General features: G+C 73.4%; 15 protein-coding genes and 4 pseudogenes. 11 read left to right on the plus strand and 8 right to left on the minus strand.

The window, feature by feature from the left end:
* The first annotated feature begins 150 nt into the window (after positions 1-150).
* A complete protein-coding gene (locus tag BM536_RS03210; RefSeq protein ID WP_094102484.1) occupies positions 151-1,125 on the plus strand; it encodes an alpha/beta hydrolase in 975 nt (324 codons plus the stop codon).
* Positions 1,126-1,144: 19 nt separating this feature from the next.
* Here BM536_RS03210 and BM536_RS03215 read toward each other — a convergent pair whose 3' ends face one another.
* Complete coding sequence (locus tag BM536_RS03215) at positions 1,145-2,251, minus strand: TerD family protein (protein ID WP_094102485.1); 1,107 nt, start codon at positions 2,249-2,251, stop codon at positions 1,145-1,147.
* A complete protein-coding gene (locus tag BM536_RS43830; protein WP_158086485.1) occupies positions 2,182-2,511 on the minus strand; it encodes a TerD family protein in 330 nt (109 codons plus the stop codon). Before BM536_RS43830 ends, BM536_RS03215 begins: the two co-directional genes overlap by 70 nt.
* Before the next feature lie 187 nt (positions 2,512-2,698).
* Between BM536_RS43830 and BM536_RS03225 the strand changes: the two genes are divergently transcribed.
* The gene (locus BM536_RS03225) at positions 2,699-3,688 is read left to right on the plus strand and encodes a helix-turn-helix domain-containing protein (protein ID WP_094102487.1); all 990 of its coding nucleotides are present in this window, start codon (positions 2,699-2,701) and stop codon (positions 3,686-3,688) included.
* A gap of 489 nt (positions 3,689-4,177) precedes the next feature.
* Here the strand turns inward: BM536_RS03225 and BM536_RS03230 are convergent.
* A pseudogene (locus BM536_RS03230) lies at positions 4,178-5,628 on the minus strand (MFS transporter).
* A 211-nt stretch (positions 5,629-5,839) separates the two neighbouring features.
* Here BM536_RS03230 and BM536_RS03235 point away from each other — a divergent pair.
* A complete protein-coding gene (locus BM536_RS03235) occupies positions 5,840-6,322 on the plus strand; it encodes a MarR family winged helix-turn-helix transcriptional regulator (RefSeq protein ID WP_073494995.1) in 483 nt (160 codons plus the stop codon).
* Positions 6,323-6,337: 15 nt separating this feature from the next.
* On the opposite strand, the gene BM536_RS03240 is transcribed toward BM536_RS03235, so the two are convergent.
* The 3 genes from BM536_RS03240 to BM536_RS03250 are packed head-to-tail and all read right to left on the minus strand — an operon-like array spanning position 6,338 to position 7,908.
* Positions 6,338-6,766: a hypothetical protein gene (locus BM536_RS03240; protein ID WP_073494993.1), complete on the minus strand. Its 429-nt coding sequence runs from the start codon at positions 6,764-6,766 to the stop codon at positions 6,338-6,340.
* Positions 6,767-6,782: 16 nt separating this feature from the next.
* Complete coding sequence (locus BM536_RS03245) at positions 6,783-7,484, minus strand: formylglycine-generating enzyme family protein (RefSeq protein WP_073494991.1); 702 nt, start codon at positions 7,482-7,484, stop codon at positions 6,783-6,785.
* A 40-nt stretch (positions 7,485-7,524) separates the two neighbouring features.
* A complete protein-coding gene (locus BM536_RS03250; RefSeq protein WP_073494989.1) occupies positions 7,525-7,908 on the minus strand; it encodes a nuclear transport factor 2 family protein in 384 nt (127 codons plus the stop codon).
* Between the two features lie 344 nt (positions 7,909-8,252).
* Between BM536_RS03250 and BM536_RS03255 the strand changes: the two genes are divergently transcribed.
* On the plus strand, positions 8,253-8,804 hold the full coding sequence (locus tag BM536_RS03255; RefSeq protein ID WP_073494987.1) for a TerD family protein: 552 nt from the start codon (positions 8,253-8,255) through the stop codon (positions 8,802-8,804).
* A gap of 242 nt (positions 8,805-9,046) precedes the next feature.
* On the opposite strand, the gene BM536_RS03260 is transcribed toward BM536_RS03255, so the two are convergent.
* The gene (locus BM536_RS03260) at positions 9,047-10,435 is read right to left on the minus strand and encodes a glycoside hydrolase family 43 protein (protein ID WP_073494985.1); all 1,389 of its coding nucleotides are present in this window, start codon (positions 10,433-10,435) and stop codon (positions 9,047-9,049) included.
* Positions 10,436-10,664: 229 nt separating this feature from the next.
* Between BM536_RS03260 and BM536_RS03265 the strand changes: the two are divergent.
* The 3 genes and pseudogenes from BM536_RS03265 (at position 10,665) to BM536_RS03275 (ending at position 13,019) form a co-directional block, all read left to right on the plus strand.
* Positions 10,665-12,085, plus strand: a pseudogene (locus tag BM536_RS03265) (amidase).
* 144 nt (positions 12,086-12,229) lie between these two features.
* Positions 12,230-12,439 (plus strand): hypothetical protein, encoded by a 210-nt coding sequence (locus BM536_RS03270; RefSeq protein WP_073494983.1) that lies wholly within the window; start codon positions 12,230-12,232, stop codon positions 12,437-12,439.
* Between the two features lie 217 nt (positions 12,440-12,656).
* Positions 12,657-13,019, plus strand: coding sequence for a type II toxin-antitoxin system PemK/MazF family toxin (locus BM536_RS03275; RefSeq protein ID WP_094102488.1), 363 nt, complete (start codon positions 12,657-12,659; stop codon positions 13,017-13,019).
* A 138-nt stretch (positions 13,020-13,157) separates the two neighbouring features.
* Here the strand turns inward: BM536_RS03275 and BM536_RS03280 are convergent, their stop codons facing one another.
* Entirely contained in the window at positions 13,158-14,117 is a 960-nt protein-coding gene (locus BM536_RS03280) for a TIGR02452 family protein (protein WP_073494980.1), read from the minus strand.
* A 330-nt stretch (positions 14,118-14,447) separates the two neighbouring features.
* Between BM536_RS03280 and egtA the strand changes: the two genes are divergently transcribed.
* The 4 genes and pseudogenes from egtA to egtD all read left to right on the plus strand — a co-directional run bounded on the left by egtA (position 14,448) and on the right by egtD (position 18,822).
* On the plus strand, positions 14,448-15,755 hold the full coding sequence (gene egtA / locus BM536_RS03285) for an ergothioneine biosynthesis glutamate--cysteine ligase EgtA (RefSeq protein ID WP_073494978.1): 1,308 nt from the start codon (positions 14,448-14,450) through the stop codon (positions 15,753-15,755).
* Positions 15,752-17,077, plus strand: coding sequence for an ergothioneine biosynthesis protein EgtB (egtB, locus tag BM536_RS03290; RefSeq protein WP_094102489.1), 1,326 nt, complete (start codon positions 15,752-15,754; stop codon positions 17,075-17,077). Before egtA ends, egtB begins: the two co-directional genes overlap by 4 nt.
* Positions 17,077-17,864: pseudogene (gene egtC / locus BM536_RS03295) on the plus strand (ergothioneine biosynthesis protein EgtC). The gene egtB and the pseudogene egtC overlap by 1 nt, the downstream one beginning before the upstream one ends.
* Positions 17,861-18,822: pseudogene (egtD, locus tag BM536_RS03300) on the plus strand (L-histidine N(alpha)-methyltransferase). Before egtC ends, egtD begins: the two co-directional pseudogenes overlap by 4 nt.
* Positions 18,823-18,842: the final 20 nt, after the last annotated feature.

Here is an 18,842-nt window from a genome sequence, read left to right on the forward strand (position 1 = left end):
GCTCATCGCGGGGCCGCCATGAGGCGGGGCACGGTGGTGGCCGTACCCGCCGGACGGCGGGCAGGTTCCGCCGTCCGGCGGGGCTCCGTCCGGCGCGGGGGCGCCGACGATGACGGGACGAGCCGCCGCGTTCCCGCGTGAGGAGACACCATGACGACCGTCCCGCCGCCCTTCGACCCCGAACTCGCCGCCGCCCTGGAACTGATCAGGGACATGATCTCGCCCGGCATGAGCCCGGAGGACATCGAGACCGTCCGGCGGTCCCCGGGCATCGCGCTGCTCGCCCAGGTGGACCTGACGGCCGACGGCGCGTTCGGGGTCGAGGACCGGACGGTGCCCGGCCCCGAGGGCTCCCCCGAGATCTCGCTGCTGATCTGCCGGCCCACCGCCCCGGCCCCCGCCCGGCCGCGCCCGGTCGTCTACCACGTGCACGGCGGGGGCATGGTGCTCGGCAGCAACCGGGTCGGCGTCGACCAGATCCTGGACTGGGCGCGGGAACTCGACATGGTCGTCGTGTCCGTGGAATACCGGCTGGCCCCCGAGCACCCGTATCCGGCGCCGGTCGACGACGTGTACGCCGGTCTGCTGTGGACCGCCGAGCACGCCGAGGAACTGGGCGGGGACCCGGAGCGGATCGTGGTCGCCGGGGCCAGCGCGGGCGGCGGGCTGACGGCGGCGCTCGCGCTGCTGCTGCGCGACCGCGGCGGGCCCCGGCCGCTCGGCCAGGTGCTGCTGTGCCCGATGCTCGACGACCGCAACGACACCCCGTCCGCCCGCCAGATGGCGGGCCTCGGCATCTGGGACCGTACGGCCAACGAGACGGGCTGGACGGCGCTGCTCGGCGACCTTCGCGGTGGCCAGGACGTCTCCCCGTACGCGGCGCCGGCCCGCGCCGAGGACCTCTCCGGGCTTCCCCCGGCCTTCCTCGACGTGGGTTCCGCGGAGACCTTCCGGGACGAGGTCGTCGCCTACGCCTCCCGGATCTGGCAGGCCGGAGGGGTCGCCGAACTGCACGTCTGGCCGGGCGGCTTCCACGGCTTCGACGGCTTCGCCCCGCAGGCCGCCGTCTCACGGGCGGCCCGAGCCGCGCAACTGGACTGGCTGCGGCGGCTGCTGGCGGTGTAGGACCCGCCACCGCGAGCGGTCAGCGGCGCTTGAACTCCACGGGGCCCGCGTTCATCTCGATGGTCCCGTCCGGGTGCAGAACCGGCCGGCGCTCGGTCATCCGGGCGCTGTAGGCCTCGATGTGGTGGATGGCCGCGCCGTCGGCGGAGGTGAAGTCGACGAGCGCGATCGCCACCCAGTACCGGGTCTTGGTGTTCTCGTAGAGCGGCACGGTGACGGTGGAGCCGCGGCCGTCGTCCACGACGACCTTCGCGCCGAAGCTGCGGAAGGAGCCGAAGCCGTTGCTGACCGCCGAGTAGGCGCAGAGCAGGACGTAACCCTGCTCGTCGGGGCGCACGATCCGCACGGCCTCGCGGCCGGGGACGCGGGAGTCGCCGTCGAGCCGGATGTGGGGACGCTCGGTGAGCGAGCCGAGCTGCCGGTAGTAGACGACGTCGGCCTGCCCGCCCTTCTTCTTCCCGTTCCCCTTCCCGGGCGCGGGCTCGCCGCCGGGCAGCACCGGTCGGCCCTGCGGGGAGTGGCCGGACTTGACGAGGCTGCCCGGTTCTAGGGCGCCGCGCAGGGCCTTGCCGGCCGGCACGAACAGGGCGTACAGGTCGAGGTCCGCGCCCTTCTGCCGGCGCCGGTCGCTGCCGCCGTCCCACTCCAGTGCCACCGTGACCACCAGGTCCCGGTCACCCTTGTCCATGCTCAGCGAGACCTGGCTGCCCTTGTCGAGGCTGATTCTCCCGAGCGGCGGCTTGACCAGGCTCGGCCGGACCGGGGCGGAAGCCGGTGCCGGGCCGGTGGCCGGCGTCCTCCCGGGTTCCGGTGCGGCCGGTACGCCTTCCGGGGCGGCCGGTACGCCTCGTGCGGCCGGTGCGTCGTCGGCCTCGGCGACCTCGATGCCGAAGTCCGTGGCCAGACCGGCCAGTCCGTCGGCGTAACCCTGGCCGATGGCGCGCAGCTTCCAGGCCGTGCCGCGGCGGTACAACTCGGTCAGCAGGACCGCGCGTTCGCCGTCGGTGAGGGCCGGCGGACGGAACAGGACCGTCTCGGCACCGCTCTGCGCCGCGCTCACCCGGACGTTCCTGACCTCGCGGAACGTCCGCGTGACGTCGTCCGGGTCGCAGCTGGCCACCAGCACGACCGGTCCACGTCGGCGGGCAGGGCCGCCGGGTCCACCACGACGCGCTCGGGTCCGTCCGAGTCGGCGGGCAGGTGGCGGACCGCGCCGGACTCGGCCGAGGGCTGGTTGTAGAAGACCAGGTCGTCGTCGGACCGGACCCTGCCGTCCGCGGCGACCAGCAGCGCGCTGAGATCGACGGTGTCTCCCTCGGCGTACAGCTCCATGGTCACCGGCCCTGCGCCCAGCGCCGTGTTCCCGCCCTTGCCCAGTTCCGGCATCTCGCCTCCCCCGTAGGAACTCCCCGTCGTTTCCCCGTCACTGTGCCATATGGCGTACGGCGGCGATCGGTGCCGTCGGTCTCCGTCGGTCTCCCTCGGTCTCCGTGCGCGACCGGCCGGGCGGCGCCCCAGCCCCGTCGCGACCGCGCCCCTCCTCACCGGCGGGCCGGTGGCGCATGATGGCCGTATGAAGGAGCTGGCCGGGCGGCTGACCGCGCTGGACCCCGACGCCGGTGCCGCCGTGCGGGTCATCGCCTACTTCGACCGGCTGGCCGAGGCACGGGCCGGGGTGGAGGCGCTGGTGCGCGGGGCCGCCGTGCTCGCCGGGGCGCCCGCACGGCTGGTGGACGCCGAGCGGCGGGTGCGGGTCCGGGTGGAGCCGGACGGCACGCGCCGGGACTCGGACCTGCCGCCCGACCCGGCCTGGCCGACGGCCGCGCTGACTCCCGGCGGGGTGCCCGCGCTCTGGCTGGAGCGGACCGGCGCCGCGCCTAGCGTCGTGGACGCCGTGATCCTGGAGCGGGCCGCCGGAGTGGTCCGGCTGGTGCTCGACCGGACGCGGGGGCGGGCTCCGCTGGACGATCCGGCCCTGGTGGAGACGGTGCTGGACGCGACGGCGGCGGAACCGGCCCGGCTGCACGCGGCCCGGCGGCTCGGTCTCGACCCCGCGGCCCCGGCGCGGGCGCTGGCCACGCCGCAGGGGCCGCCCCGGGTGCTGCCCGGGTCCCGGGAGGCCGGGCCGCACGCGGAGCGGACCGGTGTCGGCCCCGCCGTCCCGGTCCTGGACCTGCCCCGTTCGTGGGCCGCCGCCCGCACCGCCCTGCGGTTCGCCGCGGACGGCACCGCGCACGACCCCGGCCCTCGTGTCGTGCACGCCGACGACCTGGGCGGGCTCGCGCTGCTGGCCGACCTCGTCGTCCCGGGCGCCGAGCCCCCGGCAGACGTACGGGCCGTGGAGGCGGCGGCCGCGGACGCCCCCTGGATGCTCGCCACCCTGCACGCCGTGACCGCCACGACGAGTCTGCGGGCGGCCGCCGTCGAGGCCCGCGTGCACCACTCCACCCTCCAGGACCGCCTCACCCACGCCGAGCACCTGCTGGGCTGGCCGACCCGCACTCCCCAGGGCCGGCTACGCCTGCACCTCGCCCTGACCCTGCGGAGGCTGGCGCGCGGATAGGGCCCGGGGAGGGCCGGGCGCGGCGGGCCTCCCGTCAGCCGTTCGGTCGAACGTGGATGACATCGGACGCCCGGGTTCCGCTCCGTCCCGGGGGCGCGCCCTGCTCCCCCGGCACGGGAATCGGCGGTGACCCCGGCGCCCGGCCGCGGGACCGCGGCCCCCGTTCCAGTGGTCCCCCGTTCCAGTGGTCCCCCGTTCCAGTGGTCCCCCGTTCCAGTGGTCCCGTGTTCCAGTGGTCCCGCGGTCCCGCGCGCCGAGGAGACCACGTCATCGACAAGTCCGCAGCGTTCTCCCAGGTCCACGAAAGGATCGAGGACCCGCAGGGCCCGCAAGGCGCGGAGGGCGCGGAGGGCGCGGAGGGCGCGGAGGGCGCGGAGACCAGACGCACCCGCACGACGGCCACGCCGTGGCCTGATCCCTGCGGCGGGTGCGGGGGCGTGGCAGCGACACGCGCCCGCACCACACACGCGCGCCCGCACCCACCCGGACTCAGATCTTGGCCTGCGCGGGCTCGGGGACCGCGTCGCTCTCCCGCGCGCCGTCGGCGGCCGGGCGGACGCCGGGGATGAAGGACGCGATGGCCGCGGAGACCAGGGCGAGGCCGCCGCCGACGAGGAGCGCGGTGCGGAAGCCGTCCTCGGAGGCGAGGGAGTAGCCCCCCATGGTGTTCGTCATCTGGGCCAGGATCACGCCGATCACGGCGGCGCCGATCGAGGTGCCGAGCGAGCGCATGAGCGTGTTGAAGCCGTTGGCGGCGGCGGTCTCCGACACCGGGACCGAACTCATGATGAGGGCGGGCATGGAGCCGTAGGCCAGGCCGACGCCGCTGTTGATGACGATGCCGACGACCATCAGGCCCCAGGCGGAGCCCATCAGCGCCATGGACAGGCCGTAGCCGGCGGCGATGACCAGCGCGCCGCAGACCAGGGTGAACTTCGGGCCGCGGGCGTTGGTGAGCTTCCCGCCGAGCGGGGAGACGAACATCATCATGATGCCGCCGGGCGCCATCCACAGGCCGGTCGCCAGCATGGACTGGCCGAGGCCGTAGCCGGTGGCCTCCGGGAACTGGAGGAGCTGCGGCATGACGAGCATGCTCGCGTACATCGCGAAGCCCACGAAGACGGACGCGAGGTTGGTGAGCAGCACCCGTGGGCGGGCGGTGGTGCGCAGGTCGGTCAGTGGGTCGGTGGTGCGCATCTCCCAGAAGCCCCAGGCCACGAGGACGACGACGGCGCCGGCGAACAGGCCGAGCGTGGTGCCCGAACCCCAGCCCCAGTCGGCGCCCTTGGAGACGGCGAGCAGCAGGCAGACGAGGCCGACGCCGAGGCCGAGCGCACCGGGCAGGTCGAAGCGCTGCCCCTTGGCGCCGGCCGGCACGTCGGGGATCAGGAACCAGATGAGCAGGGTGACGACGACGGCCATGCCGGCCGAACCCCAGAAGAGCACGCGCCAGTTCGCGTACTGGGCGATCGCCGCGGCGATGGGCAGGCCGAGGCCGCCGCCGATGCCCATGGAGGCGCTGACCAGGGCGATCGAGGAGCTGAGCTTCTCCGCGGGGAGGACGTCGCGGAGCAGGGCGATGCCGAGCGGCAACATGCCCATACCCATGCCCTGGAGTCCGCGTCCGACGATCATCGTGACGACGTCGGAGGCGAGGGCGCACACCACCGAGCCCACGACCAGCGGCACGGCGCAGGCCAGGAGCATGCGCCGCTTGCCCAGCAGGTCGCCGAGGCGGCCCACGACCGGCACGCAGACCGCCGCGGCCAGCAGGGTGACCGTGATGACCCAGGCGGCGTTCGAGGACGAGGTGTCGAGGATCTGCGGCAGCTCGGCGATGAGCGGGGTGACCAGGGTCTGCATGATCGCGGCGGTGATGCCGGCGAGCGCGAGCGTGGCGACCACGCCACCGCGCGGGCCGTGGGCTGGGGGGCGTCCATGGATGGACTCCTCGGCTTTCTCTCGGGACTTGGCTCGGGGTCCGGGAACCAGCACCGGACGAGGCGACGAGCACGGGGCGAAGGATGTGCATCGTACATGCCATATGTATCAACCATGTGATGTGGTGCTTGCAGGACGGTGTGCCAGGATGGAGCGGCCGCCGCCGGGACGGGCCCCGGGGACGGCCGTACGAACAGGAGGCTCGGGCACATGCAGAGGCCTACGCACGAGGTCGAGTACGAGCAGATGCTGCTCAGCCGCCATACGTTCCTCAGCCGGCGCGGGGGCCGCCGCACGGACGCCGTACTGGAACGCAGCGCCTACATCCTGCTGAGCCGGATCCGGGTGCAGGGACCGATGTCGATCGGGGAACTGAGCGACGCCTTCGGCCTGGACGCCTCCACCCTGAACCGGCAGACCGCCGCGGCGATGCGCGCGGGCCTGCTGAGCCGGATCCCCGACCCGGCGGGCGGAATGGCCCGCAAGTTCCGGCTGACGCGGGAGGGCGAGCGGCTGCTCGACGAGGAGCGGCGGGGCATCGTGGAGGTCCTGGACCGGGTGATGGGGGACTGGTCGCAGGACGACATCACCGCGTTCGCGTCCTACCTCAAGCGCTTCAACAACGGCATCGAGGCCATCGGCGGACGTCCGTGGCCGCGCCCGTCCTCGGAGGACGACGAGCCGGGCACCTGACCCCGGCCGCCGTGCTCAGCGCGGGGCCGTACCCGCCGCCGGCACGAGCCCCCGCTCCGGGTGGGCGCGGTAGCTCGCGGTCCAGGCCGTGGGCGGACAGGAGGGGCCGTTGGGGTGCTGCTCCGTCAGCCGGGCCGAGACGCGGTCGGACAGGAGGACCCTGCCGTCCTTCGCCGAGGTGGCGGTGAGCCGTACCGGCACGGTGGTGTCGCCGACGTCGTCCGGCAGCCGGACCGACAGGCTCGCGAAGGGGTCGTCGGGACCGCCCGACGCCCGCTGGGCGCACCGCTCCCCGGCACACACCCGCACGACGGCCGCGTCCGGGCCCCCGAAGTCGGCGGGCGTCCACAGCACGCCGACCCCCGAGTCCATGCCCATCTCCGTGCAGGCCGCTCCCCGGCTGGGGAGCGAGCACCCGGACAGCGCGGCGGTCAGGACGAGCACGGCAAGCAGCCGGCCCTCATCGCGCAGCCACCGACCGGACGCCCGCAGACCGGACGCCCGCCGACCGCGCGACGCGGAAGCCGACGTCGTCCACCCGGAACGTGGGATGGCTGCGGCGCCGTACGGAGGCCCGGCAGCTCCAGTGTTCGTCGAACCAGCCGCCGCCGCGCAGCACCCGGTAGGTGCCGTAGACCTCGGTGTCGTAGTGGTCCCAGCACCACTCCCACACGTTGCCGAGCGTGTCGTGCAGTCCCCACGGGTTGGGGAGCCTGCCGCCCACCTCGTGGATCCGTTCCTCCGAGTTGCCGCGGTACCAGGCGATGTCGTCCAGGGGACCGTATCGGGGCCCGGTGGTGCCGGCCCGGCAGGCGTGCTCCCACTCGGCCTCGGTCGGCAGCCGGTACCCGTCGGCCGCGGCGTCCCACCCCACGCTCTCGCCGTCGGCCGCGAGATCGTAGACGGGGGTCAGGCCCTCGTGCCGGGACAGGGCGTTGCAGAAGCGGACCGCGTCCCACCAGGAGACGCTCTCCACGGGCAGCCCCCGCGGACCGTCCGTCCACTCGCCGGTGACCCGCCCGTACAGCTCCCGGGTCACCGGGTACACCCCGATCCGGTACGGCGCGATGCCGACCGCCCAGGTCCGGCCGGTCCGCCGGTCCGCCAACGTGACCCGGCCCGCCGCCACGTCGACCATCCGGTCCCCCGCCTTCACGTTCATGGGCCGATGATCTCACCGGCGGGCCGCGCCCCAGCCCCGTTCACCAGCTTCTGGCCACGGCACGCAGAGCGATCCAGCTGTCGCGCACACGGGCGTAGTCCATGGTCAGCTGGAGTCGCCGGTCCTCGGGTGCGCCGTCCCCGGTCGCTCGCGCGATGACGCGGCCCACCAGACGCGCCGTGTCGCCGTCGACCACCACGGTCACCGTCTTCTCCTCGATCCCCAGCGGGACGAACGTCGCGGCGCGCAGGTCGGCCAGCCACTCGGCCTTCGCCTGCCGGTCCCCCGTGGGCTGCGTCAGGGTGAAACCGTCGTCGAGCAGGGCGTCCAGCGCGACGGTGTCGCCGTCGGCCATCGCGTGCAGATGGGCCCGGTAGGCGTCGATGACCTCCATGCGTGTGCTGACGTCGGCTGAGGGATTCATACGGGCTCCTGTCGTCGTGCCCCGCCTGGCGGCTCACCCGGCAGGGTCGCCGTCACCGCGCGGCAGGTCGTGGGCGTACCTCGGCACATGCCTGTCAGTGATCATCATGGCTCTTCGGGTCACCCCAAGCCCGCCGCACCGCCGCCGACGGAACCCGCTCGGACCCGGGTGCCACGCGGGACCCGGCTGCCCCTCACGGGGTCATCCTGCCTCGTCGTGCAGCCGGGTCGGCCCGGCCCGGGCACTCGGTGATCACCGGCGAGGCCGAGGCCGCCCGCCCTACGGGGCTTCAACAGTGTGGCAGACAGCCATACTTGACCGAGCGGGGAGCATCCCGTGGTGGTGTGGCACGAGGAGGCGGCGAACCGGTGAGCAGCAACAGCCAGGAACTGAGGAAGGCCGAGATCCGGCTCAAGTGGGACCCGAGCCCTTGGGACGAGCCGTCCCATCATCTCGACATCATCGCCACGACGTACTCGGCGGACGCCCCCCAGGGCCCGCCGGTGTACGTCGTCCACTTCGACAGCCGCTCGCCCGACGGCACCATCAACATGAACCGGCACAGCCAGACCGGCCAGGGCCTCGGCTATGTCGAGGAGATGACTCTGGAGCTGGATCGTCTGGCGTCCTCCTTCGCGCGGGTGGTCGTGGGTGTGGTGATCCACCAGAACACTGGTCCGAAGACCTTCGGCGACCTGACGAACGCCGGAGTGCTGGTCCTGGACGGCTACCAGGAACTGCTGAAGTACGACCTCGCGGGGGTCGCCGGATCCACCGCCGCCACCGTCGCGGAATTCACCCGGGACACGGCCACGACGTGGACGTACCGCGAGCTGATCCGGGGGTTCGACAGCGACCCCGTGGTCTTCACCGCGGAGATGGGCGGCGTGTCGTAGCGCCGCTTGCGCCTCACGTGCACGTCAGGTCGCATGCCCGCGGTTCCCGGGGCCGCCCACCCGCCCCGGGCGCCCCTGGTTCTGCCACGTGCGCCCCGAAGGCCTGACTGCCTCCACGCAGGAGAAGCCGATCGGCTTCCGTCGTCGTCAGCCGATCGGTTTGCACGTACGGCCCAAGCGGCCGGAACGGTCGGAGGGCGCCCGGCATCCACGCGCGGGGCGAGGGTGCGGGCTGGTGCGAGTCAGGCCCAGGCGGTCACCGGCAGGAAGGAGCTGTCCGTGCGGAACAGTTCCGTGCCGTCCGCCTGCTCCACGCGGAGCTGGTAGTTGTAGTGGCGCAGGTAGTAGCCGGGGTAGTTGTACGACTCGAAGCGTGCCGAGCCGCTCGTGGTACCGGTCCGGGCGATGAAGGTGGCGTCCTTGGCGAAGGTCGACGTGCCGTCGTTCGGGTCGAAGCGGGCCCGGTAGGAGTAGTGGCGCAGGTAGTTGCCGGACGCGTCGCGGAAGGAGTAGCCGTTCGCGTCCGCGAGGCCCGGGACGACCGTGAAGGTGGATGCCTGCTTCTCGGCGGTCGTGCTGGAGGCGGTCACCACCGGGAGGTTGAGCAGCGAGGACTGCGACTGCCAGTGCCGGGTGGTGTAGTTGACGGAGCGGAAGGAGCGGGTGACGTTCTTGGGGAGACTCACTCCGCCGGTCACCGTCTCCTTGACGACGGTGAAGTGGCGGGCCGTGCCGGAGACCGCGGGGAGGCCCTTCGGCGCGCTCCAGGTGGCGAAGGTGTCGTAGCTGTCGCTGTAGTAGTAGGTGCCGTCGCCGTAGCCGTCGAAGTAGATGCGCCAGCCGCCGTTGTCGAGCTGGACGAGGGCCGGGCCCTCGCGGTAGCTGCCCCAGCCCGCCCAGTTGCCGGTGCGGGAGATGGTGTACGGGCCGGCGAGCCTGGTGGCGGTGGCGTACTCGATGTACTTGGTCGTCTCGTTCTTGGTGAAGGCGTGGTAGGTCGAGCCGAGCTTCACGACGAAGGTGTCGATGTGGTTCTCACCGATGCCGGACAGGGCGACCGGTGAACTCCAGGCCGTGAGACCCGCGTTGGCGGCCTTCAGCAGGTAGGGGGTGAATATCCACTCGTCGTCCGTGGTGGAGCAGGACACGATGATGTTCACGCTGCCGTCGCTGTCGACGAAGAACTCCGGCGCCCAGGCGCGCGAGAGGTTCGCGACGGGCACCGTGTAGTCGTACAGGAACGACCAGGTCAACCGGTCGGAGCTGCGGGCGAAGCCGATGGTGGTGCTGGGGTCCTGCCAGGTGTGGGTGGTGTAGGTCAGGTAGTAGTAGCCGTTGGTGTGCCTGATGATGCTCGCGTCGCGGATGCGGTTCGCGGGCGGGGTGTAGGCGGCGGACTTCGCGAGGCGGAAGTCGGTGGCGTCGTCCGACTGGTAGACGTTCACCGTGCCGTCGTTGCTGTCCAGGAACGGCACGATGGTGTAGCGGGTGGCCGAGCCGCTGGGCGGGGCTGCGGCGAGGGCGGTGCCGAGCAGACCCGGCACCTCTCCGAGCACCAGCGCGGAGGCGGGCAGGGCGGCCATCGCACGCAGCAGGCTGCGTCGGGACGGGGTGGGGCGACGTGTGGTCATCTGCGGCTCTCTCCCTACGACTCAACGTTCGACTCACCGAACGCGGTTCGGAAAGTCGATCAGAAGGTAGGGGTGGCTCCAGGGCTCGTCAATGCTTTGCGCAGGAACGGCAGCGCCCTGTGCGACACGTGTGGCGGACACGGAACGCACCACCGGGCGGTGTGCGTTCCACCACCGGGCCCCGGACGTTACCGTTCGGTAGACGACGTGCTCCCGGAGGTGCTCCGCAATGCCGCTCGACCGTTCCGCAGGCCTGATCGACACCGCCCGCGCGCTGGCCGCCGGGGAGGTCACCTCCCGCGCGCTGGTCGAGCAGGCCCTGGCGCGGATCGAGGCGACCCAGAGCACCCTCAACACCTTCCGCATCGTCCGCACCGCGCCGCGCTCGCCGAAGCCGACGCGGCCGACCGGGAGTTGGCCGCCGGCGTGCGCAAGCCCCTGCTCGGGGTGCCGGTGGCCGTGAAGGACGACATGGACGTGGCGGGCGAGCCGACCGCCTTCGGCTGCGCCGGCACCCACCCGGCGGTCACCGAGGACGGGGAGGCGGTACGGCGGCTGCGCGCGGCCGGAGCCGTCATCGTCGGCAAGACCAACACCTGCGAATTCGGGCAGTGGCCGTTCACCGAGGGTCCGGCCTTCGGTGCCACCCGCAATCCATGGCACACGGAGCACACCCCGGGCGGCTCCTCCGGCGGCTCGGCGGCCGCGGTGGCGGCGGGCCTGGTACCGGCCGCGCTGGGCTCGGACGGCGCCGGATCGGTCCGCATCCCGGCGTCCTGGACCCACCTCGTCGGCGTCAAACCGCAGCGCGGACGCGTCTCGACCTGGCCGCGCGGCGAGTCCTTCCAAGGCATCACCGTCAACGGCACCCTCGCCAGGACCGTGGCCGACGCGGCCCTCCTCCTCGACGCGACGAGCGGCAACCATCCACGCGACCCGCACCGCCCGCCCGCCGTCGACGCCCTCGCCGCCGTGGGCCGCGACCCCGGCCGGCTGCGGATCGCGCTGGCGCTGAAGCCGCCGTTCACCGCCGTCCCCGCCCGGCTGCTCCCCGAGGTCCGCGACCGAGTGGTCGGCCTCGCCGGGACACTGGCCGGCCTGGGGCACACCGTCGAGGAGGCCGACCCGCCGTACGGGCAGATCGGGCTGACGTTCGTGCCACGGGCGACCGCGGGCATCGCGGAGCGGGTCGCCGAGGCGCCGTTCCCCGCGCTGCTCGACCGGCGCACCCGTGGCACCGCCCGGCTGGGCCGGCTCCTCGGCGGCGCCCCGCTGCGCGCGGCCCGCCGTGCGGAGACGGTCCTGCACCGCCGCATCGGCCGCTTCTTCGAGACGTACGACGTGGTGCTCGCGCCGACCACGGCCGCTCCCCCGCCCCGCGTCGGGGCCCTGCTGGAGCTGAGCGGGTTCGCCACCGACCGCGCCATCATCGCCGCGTGCCCGTACGCGTGGCCGTGGAACGTCCTCGGGTGGCCCGGCGTCAACGTGCCCGCGGGGTTCACGCCCGGCGGGCTGCCGGTCGGGGCGCAACTGCTCGGTCCCGCGAACAGCGAACCCCTGCTGCTGTCGCTCGCCGCGCAGTTGGAGGCGGAGCTGCGCTGGCACGAACGGTGGCCGGAGCCCCTCGTGACGGATTCCCCTGCGGTGTGATCCGGCGGGGGCCGAGCACGACACGGATCTCGGCGGCAGAGACCGAGGCGGAGACCGAGACGGAGGCAGAGGCAGCAGCGGAGGCGGAGGCAGCGGCGAGAGAGGCGCAGCCGACTGCCGCGCCCAGGCGCTTGAGGCGCCCGGGTGAAGACGGTGGGCGCACGAGGGCCAGGCGTCGAAAGCGAGGCGTGCGGTCACGGCGGCGGCCGCCCAGGCCGGCAACTCGGCGAGAACCCACCGGAGATCGCCCGAGCGGGCGCGTCCGCGGGCACCGACACCGACACCGACGACGCCGACGCCGACGCCGACGCCGACAACATGGTGCTCCTTGACGGCCCGACAGCGTGGCCATGACGTCCCACGGGCACGCTCGGCAGGTAATTTCCCTCGACGGGTGCGGCGCCGCCGGGCGCGCGGCAGGTGCCGGTCGAGGGCCGTCCCTGACCGCGGTCGCGGGGGCGCGCCGGAGCAGCCTCTAGGGTGCCCCCGTGACGCGTCTACCGAAGAGAACGTTCCGGGCCGCTTCGGCCCCTCCGCCACCACCGAGGCCCAGCCGCGCGAGGTCGGCCGGGTGCGCACCGAGTACTCGCCCGCGCACGACGGCGACCCGGATCCCGGCGAGATCGTCTGGACCTGGGTGCCCTTCGAGGAGAGGGACGGACGGGGCAAGGACCGCCCGGTGCTGGTCGTCGCCCGGGAGGCGGCCGGCACCTTCCTGGCCGTGCAGCTCTCCAGCAAGCGGCACGACGGGGACCGCGAGTGGGTGCCGATCGGCAGCGGGCCCTGGGACCGCTCGGGGCGGGACTCCTGGGTGGACGTCGACCGGGTGCTGCGGCTGCACGAGCTGGGGATGCGCCGGGAGGCCTGCGCGCTGGACCGGATGCGGTTCAACCTGGTGGTGCACCGGCTGCGCGAGCGGTACGGCTGGAGCTGAGACGGGCTGGGCACGTGGTGCGGACCACGCTCGCGGATCACGGGCGTGCACCAGGGAATCGGATCACGGCCGTGCGTCACGGAGTGGATCACATTCGTGGGTCACTTCGTGGGTCACTTCGTGGGTCATGGTCGTGGATCACGGTCGTGACCGGACATCGGCCCCGGTCACGTCCGGTCGCGGAGCCGCGGCTTTCGGAAACGCCCGCGCAAACGCTTCCCGGACCGCGCTCCCCGGGGTCCGGTCCAGCACCCCGAACACCACGTGCGCGAACGTCCGCTCGAACCGGCCGCCCGGGCCCAGCAGCGACCGGAACGCGCCCGCCACCTGGACCGGGTCGTTGCGGAACACGCCGCAACCCCAGGCGCCGAGGACCAGTCGCCGGTAGCCGTGCGCCGCGGCCGTCTCCAGGACGCGTTCGGCACGTACGGCCAGGGCACGCGGCAGCTCCGACGCCCGCTCCGGCGCCGTACGCAGCACCACTCCGGCGTTGGGCGCGGCGGCCGTCAGGAAGCCGGCGGTGTACGGCTCGGGCAGGAACCGGCCCCGGTCGTCGCGGAAGACCGGCACGGCCGGTGAGTGGATGACGCGGTCCGTGTAGAACGGGTCCCGGTGGGCCCGGTGGTGATCGTAGAACTCGGGCGCCCGCAGCAGGCACGTGTACAGCGCCGAGCCGCGGCACAGGGCCTCCTCCTGGGCCTGGGCGCCGTTGAGGTAGCCGCCGCCGGGGTTGCGGGCGGAGGCGAAGTTGAGGACCGCCACCGGGGCGTCGGCGAGTCTGCGGGCGGCCTCCAGGCTGCTCTCGCCGGTGACCTCGATCCGTGGTTCGGCCGGCGCGGTTTCGGAGATCGTGCCCCGTGCGCCTTCCGCGACCGTTCGCCGAACAGTGTCCGCAGCCGTTTCCCGAACGGTTTCCGCGGCCGGTCGCCGAACGGTGTCCGGGACCGGCACCGGATCGGGTCCCACCATGCGGGTCCCCTCCCGGGCGGCCCCGATCGCGGCGGCGAGCGGGATCTCGCGCCCGTCGGGCGTGCGGTACGCGCCCGCCGCCACGGCCTCTTCCGTCTCGCGCGCGATACCGCGCAGCCGCGCGCTCATGGCGCCACCCCCGTGGACGCCACAGCCACCTGCCACACGGTGCGCCACGCGGCGCACCGCGTCCCGCCCGTCTCCCCCGTCGTGCTCATGCACGCATCGTGAGCGATGCTGGACAGGCGGTGCAACCGAGTTTTTACCGATCCGGGAACATCGGCGGGCCTCACCGCAAACGCGCAGGAAACGGCGTGGAAGCGGCGGTTCTCCGGTCCCGGACGCACCCTTGGGCACTCTTGTGCGATACAGCGAGAGCGTCTTGGGTGGACGAGCGAACCGGTCCGGCGCCACCGAAGCCGGACTGGTGGCATGGTGGAATCTCAGGAGGATCCCGACATGTCCGACACATCGAGCAGCACTTCGGGGAGTGACTGTACGGAGACCCGTACGGCCCTCACCGAGGCGGAGGTGGAGGCCCTGGTCAAGGGCATCTGCTTCAAGACCGGACCACCCCGCACCGTCGGGGTCGAAGTGGAATGGATCGTCCACGAGCTGCGCGGACCGCGGCTCCCCGTCACACCCGAACGACTCGCGGCGGCCTACGAGGCCCTGCGGACGGTGCCGCTCTCATCGGCGCTCACCGTCGAACCCGGCGGCCAGCTGGAACTCAGCTCGCTGCCCGCCGCCTCCCTGATGGAGTGCGTGACCACCGTCTCCGCCGACCTGGACGCCGTCCGCGCGGTCCTGCGCGAGGCGGGACTGGTCCTCGCCGGACTCGGCACCGACCCCTGGCACCCACCCCGGCGGTTCCTGCACGAGCCGCGCTACGACGCCATGGAGGCGTGCCTCGACCGCACCGGACCGGCCGGGCGGGCCATGATGTGCACCTCGGCCTCCGTGCAGGTCTGTCTGGACGCGGGCCATGAGGAGCCCGGCCCGCTGGGACACGGGCGGCGCTGGTGGCTGGCGCACACGCTGGGCCCCGTCCTGGTCGCCGCCTTCGCCAACTCGCCGATGCTGGCCGGTACTCCTACGGGCTGGCGCTCCACCCGGCAACTGCTGTGGACGGAGATCGGCGCGGGCCGCGCGGGCGCACCCGCCCTGGAGGGGGAACCGCGCGCCGCCTGGGCCCGGCATGTCCTGGACGCCCCGGTGATGTGCGTACGCCGGGACCGCGGCCCGTGGGAGGTGCCCGACGATCTGACCTTCCGGGAGTGGATCAGGACGGGAACGCCCACCCGGGCGGATCTCGACTACCACGTTTCCACGCTGTTCCCGCCGGTCAGACCGCGCGGCCATCTGGAGCTGCGCATGATCGACGCGCAGCCGGGCGAGGACGGCTGGATCGTGCCGCTCGCCGTGACGACGGCGCTGTTCGACGACCCGGAGGCCGCCGAGAGCGCCTACCGGGCCGTGAAGCCGCTCGCGGAGCGGTCCCGGTCACTGCCCGCCCCGCACAATCCGCTGTGGAGCGAGGCGGCCCGCACGGGCCTGGCCGACCCCGAACTGCAGGAGACCGCCGTGGCCTGCTTCACGACGGCCCTGGAGGCCCTGCCCCGGATAGGCGCCACCACCGAGGTGACGGACGCCGTCGCCGAGTACCTGGAGCGCTACGTCCGCAAGGGCCGCAGCCCCGCCGACGACCAGCTCGACCGCCTGTGCGGCACCGACGGCCGCACACACGGGAAGGACATCCGCACATGACCGACCTCGCATCCGAGGCCCTGGACGCCGAGGCGCTGCGCGAGCGGGCGCTCACCACCCTCGTCACCGCCCGCGAGCGCACCACCCTGCTGACGAGCTGCGTGGAGGAGCCCGACCTCACCGCACAGCACTCCCCGCTGATGTCCCCGCTGGTGTGGGACCTCGCGCACATCGGGAACCAGGAAGAGCTGTGGCTGCTGCGCGCCGTGGCCGGCCGCGACGCCATGCGCCCCGAGATCGACGGGCTGTACGACGCCTTCGAGCACCCGCGCTCCGAGCGGCCCTCGCTGCCGCTGCTGCCGCCCGCCGAGGCCCGCGCCTATGCGGCGGAGGTGCGCGGACGGGTCCTGGACGTGCTGGAGTCGGCCGACTTCGACGGGACGCGGCTCACGGAGGCCGGTTTCGCCTTCGGGATGGTCGCCCAGCACGAACAGCAGCACGACGAGACGATGTTGATCACCCATCAGCTCCGGACCGGGCCGCAGGCCCTGACCGCCCCCGACCCCGAACCGGTCCCGCTGTACGCCGGCCCGTCCGAAGTGCTCGTGCCGGGCGGCCCGTTCACCATGGGCACCTCCGGCGAGCCGTGGGCGCTGGACAACGAGAAGCCCGCGCACCGGCGTGAGGTGGCGGCGTTCCACATCGACACCACGCCGGTGACCAACGGCGCCTATCAGGCGTTCATCGCCGACGGCGGCTACGAGGACGCCCGCTGGTGGACGCCGAAGGGGTGGTCCCACATCCGCCGGCACAGGATCGTCGCCCCGCTGTTCTGGCACCGCGACGGCGGGCAGTGGCTCCGTCGCCGCTTCGGCGTCACCGAGGTCGTGCCGCCCGAGGAGCCGGTGCTGCACGTGTGCTGGTACGAGGCCGACGCCTACGCCCACTGGGCCGGGCGTCGGCTGCCCACCGAGGCCGAGTGGGAGAAGGCGGCCCGCTTCGACCCGGCGACCGGCGGCTCCACGCGCTACCCGTGGGGGGACGCCGACCCCACGCCCGAGCACGCCAACCTGGGCCAGCGCCATCTGCGTCCGGCCCCCGCCGGCAGCTATCCGGCGGGCGAGTCCCCGCTGGGCGTGCGGCAGTTGATCGGCGACGTGTGGGAGTGGACGTCCAGCGACTTCCAGCCCTATCCCGGTTTCCGGGCGTTCCCGTACAAGGAGTACTCGGAGGTGTTCTTCGGCCCCGAGCACAAGGTGCTGCGCGGCGGTTCGTTCGCGGTGGACCCGGTGGCCTGCCGGGGCACCTTCCGCAACTGGGACTATCCGATCCGGCGGCAGATCTTCTCCGGCTTCCGCACCGCCCGCACGGCGGCCGCCTGATGTGTCGTCATATCGCCTACCTGGGACCGGATGAACCGCTCGGAGGGCTCCTCGTGGAGCCACCGCACGGCTTGTATCGCCAGTCGTGGGCGCCGCGCAGACAGCGGTACGGCACGGTCAACGCCGATGGTTTCGGGGTGGGCTGGTACGCCGAGGACGACCCGGCGCGGCCCGCTACCGCCGGGCCGGACCGATCTGGGCCGACCTGTCCTTCGCCGACCTGGCCCGTGTCGTGCGCAGCCGGGCGGTGCTGGCGGCCGTACGGGACGCGACGCTGGCCGGGGCGGACGCGGAGGCCGCGGCAGCGCCGTTCGCGGCGGGACCCTGGCTGTTCAGCCACAACGGGGCCGTGCCGGGCTGGCCGGGGTCCCTGGAGCCGCTCGCGCGGTCGCTGCCGGCGGCCGCGGTGCTGTCGATGGAGGCACGCAACGACTCGGCGTTCGTATGGGCACTCGTCCTGGCCCGGCTGCGCGCCGGGGACACGGAGGGCCAGGCACTCGCCGACACCGTGCAGGAGGTCGCCGCGGCGGCGCCCGGCTCCCGCCTCAACCTGCTGCTGAGCAACGGCGACGCCGTCACCGCCACGGCCTGGGGGGACACGCTCTGGTACCTGACGGAACCCGGCCGCACGGTCGTGGCCTCCGAGCCCTACGACGACGATCCGCGCTGGCAGGAGGTCCCCGACCGCACCCTGCTCGCGGCGACCCGCACCGAGGAGCTGCTCACCCCGCTCAAGGACCCGAGCGTGGACGCGGCGCCCGTACGACCCGAGGAGACCGGCTCGTGAGCCCTTTCCAGATCACCCGCACCCTCCCCGAGGACGCCACGGACGCGCCCTGCGCGCCGACGTCCTCCAAGGCCTCACCGCCACCCCCAAGACGCTGCCGCCGAAGTGGTTCTACGACGCGCACGGCAGCGAACTGTTCGAGCGCATCACCGAGTTGCCCGAGTACTACCCGACGCGGGCCGAGCGCGAGATCCTGGTCGACCGGGCCGGTGAGATCGCCGCCGCGGCCGGCGCGCGCACCCTCGTCGAGCTGGGCTCGGGGTCCTCGGCGAAGACCCGCCATGTGATCGACGCGCTGACGGACCTGGACACCTATGTGCCCGTCGACGTCAGCGAGAGCGCCCTCACCGGGGCCGGACAGGCCCTGATGGCCGAGCGGCCGGGCCTGAACGTCCACGCCCTGATCGCCGACTTCACCGCACCGCTGACGCTCCCGGACACCCCGGGGCCACGCCTGCTGGCGTTCCTCGGCGGCACGGTCGGCAACCTCCTACCCGAGGAGCGCGCGGCCTTCCTCGGCTCGGTCCGCGCGCTGCTCTCGCCGGGCGACGCGCTGCTGCTCGGCACGGACCTCGTCAAGGACGAGGAGGTGCTGGTGCGGGCGTACGACGACGCGGCCGGGGTGACGGCCGCGTTCAACAAGAACGTCCTGGCCGTCGTCAACCGTGAGCTGGGCGCCGACTTCGATCCCGGCGCCTTCGACCATGTCGCGCTCTGGGACGCGGAGAACGAGTGGATCGAGATGCGGCTGCGGTCCCGCACGGCGCAGACGGTGAAGCTCCCCGCGCTGGATCTCGCCGTCGACTTCGCGGCGGGCGAGGAGCTGCGCACGGAGGTGTCGGCGAAGTTCCGTGAGGAGGGGGTGCGGGCCGAACTGTCCGCGGTGGGTCTCGGGTTGTCCCGCTGGTGGACGGACCGGGAGGGCCGCTTCGCGCTCTCGCTGAGCACCGTGCGGTAGGGCGGCGGCAGGGCCGGCCG

The sequence above is a fragment of the Streptomyces phaeoluteigriseus genome, assembly GCF_001896135.2.
GTDB classification, from domain to species: Bacteria; Actinomycetota; Actinomycetes; order Streptomycetales; family Streptomycetaceae; genus Streptomyces; species Streptomyces phaeoluteigriseus.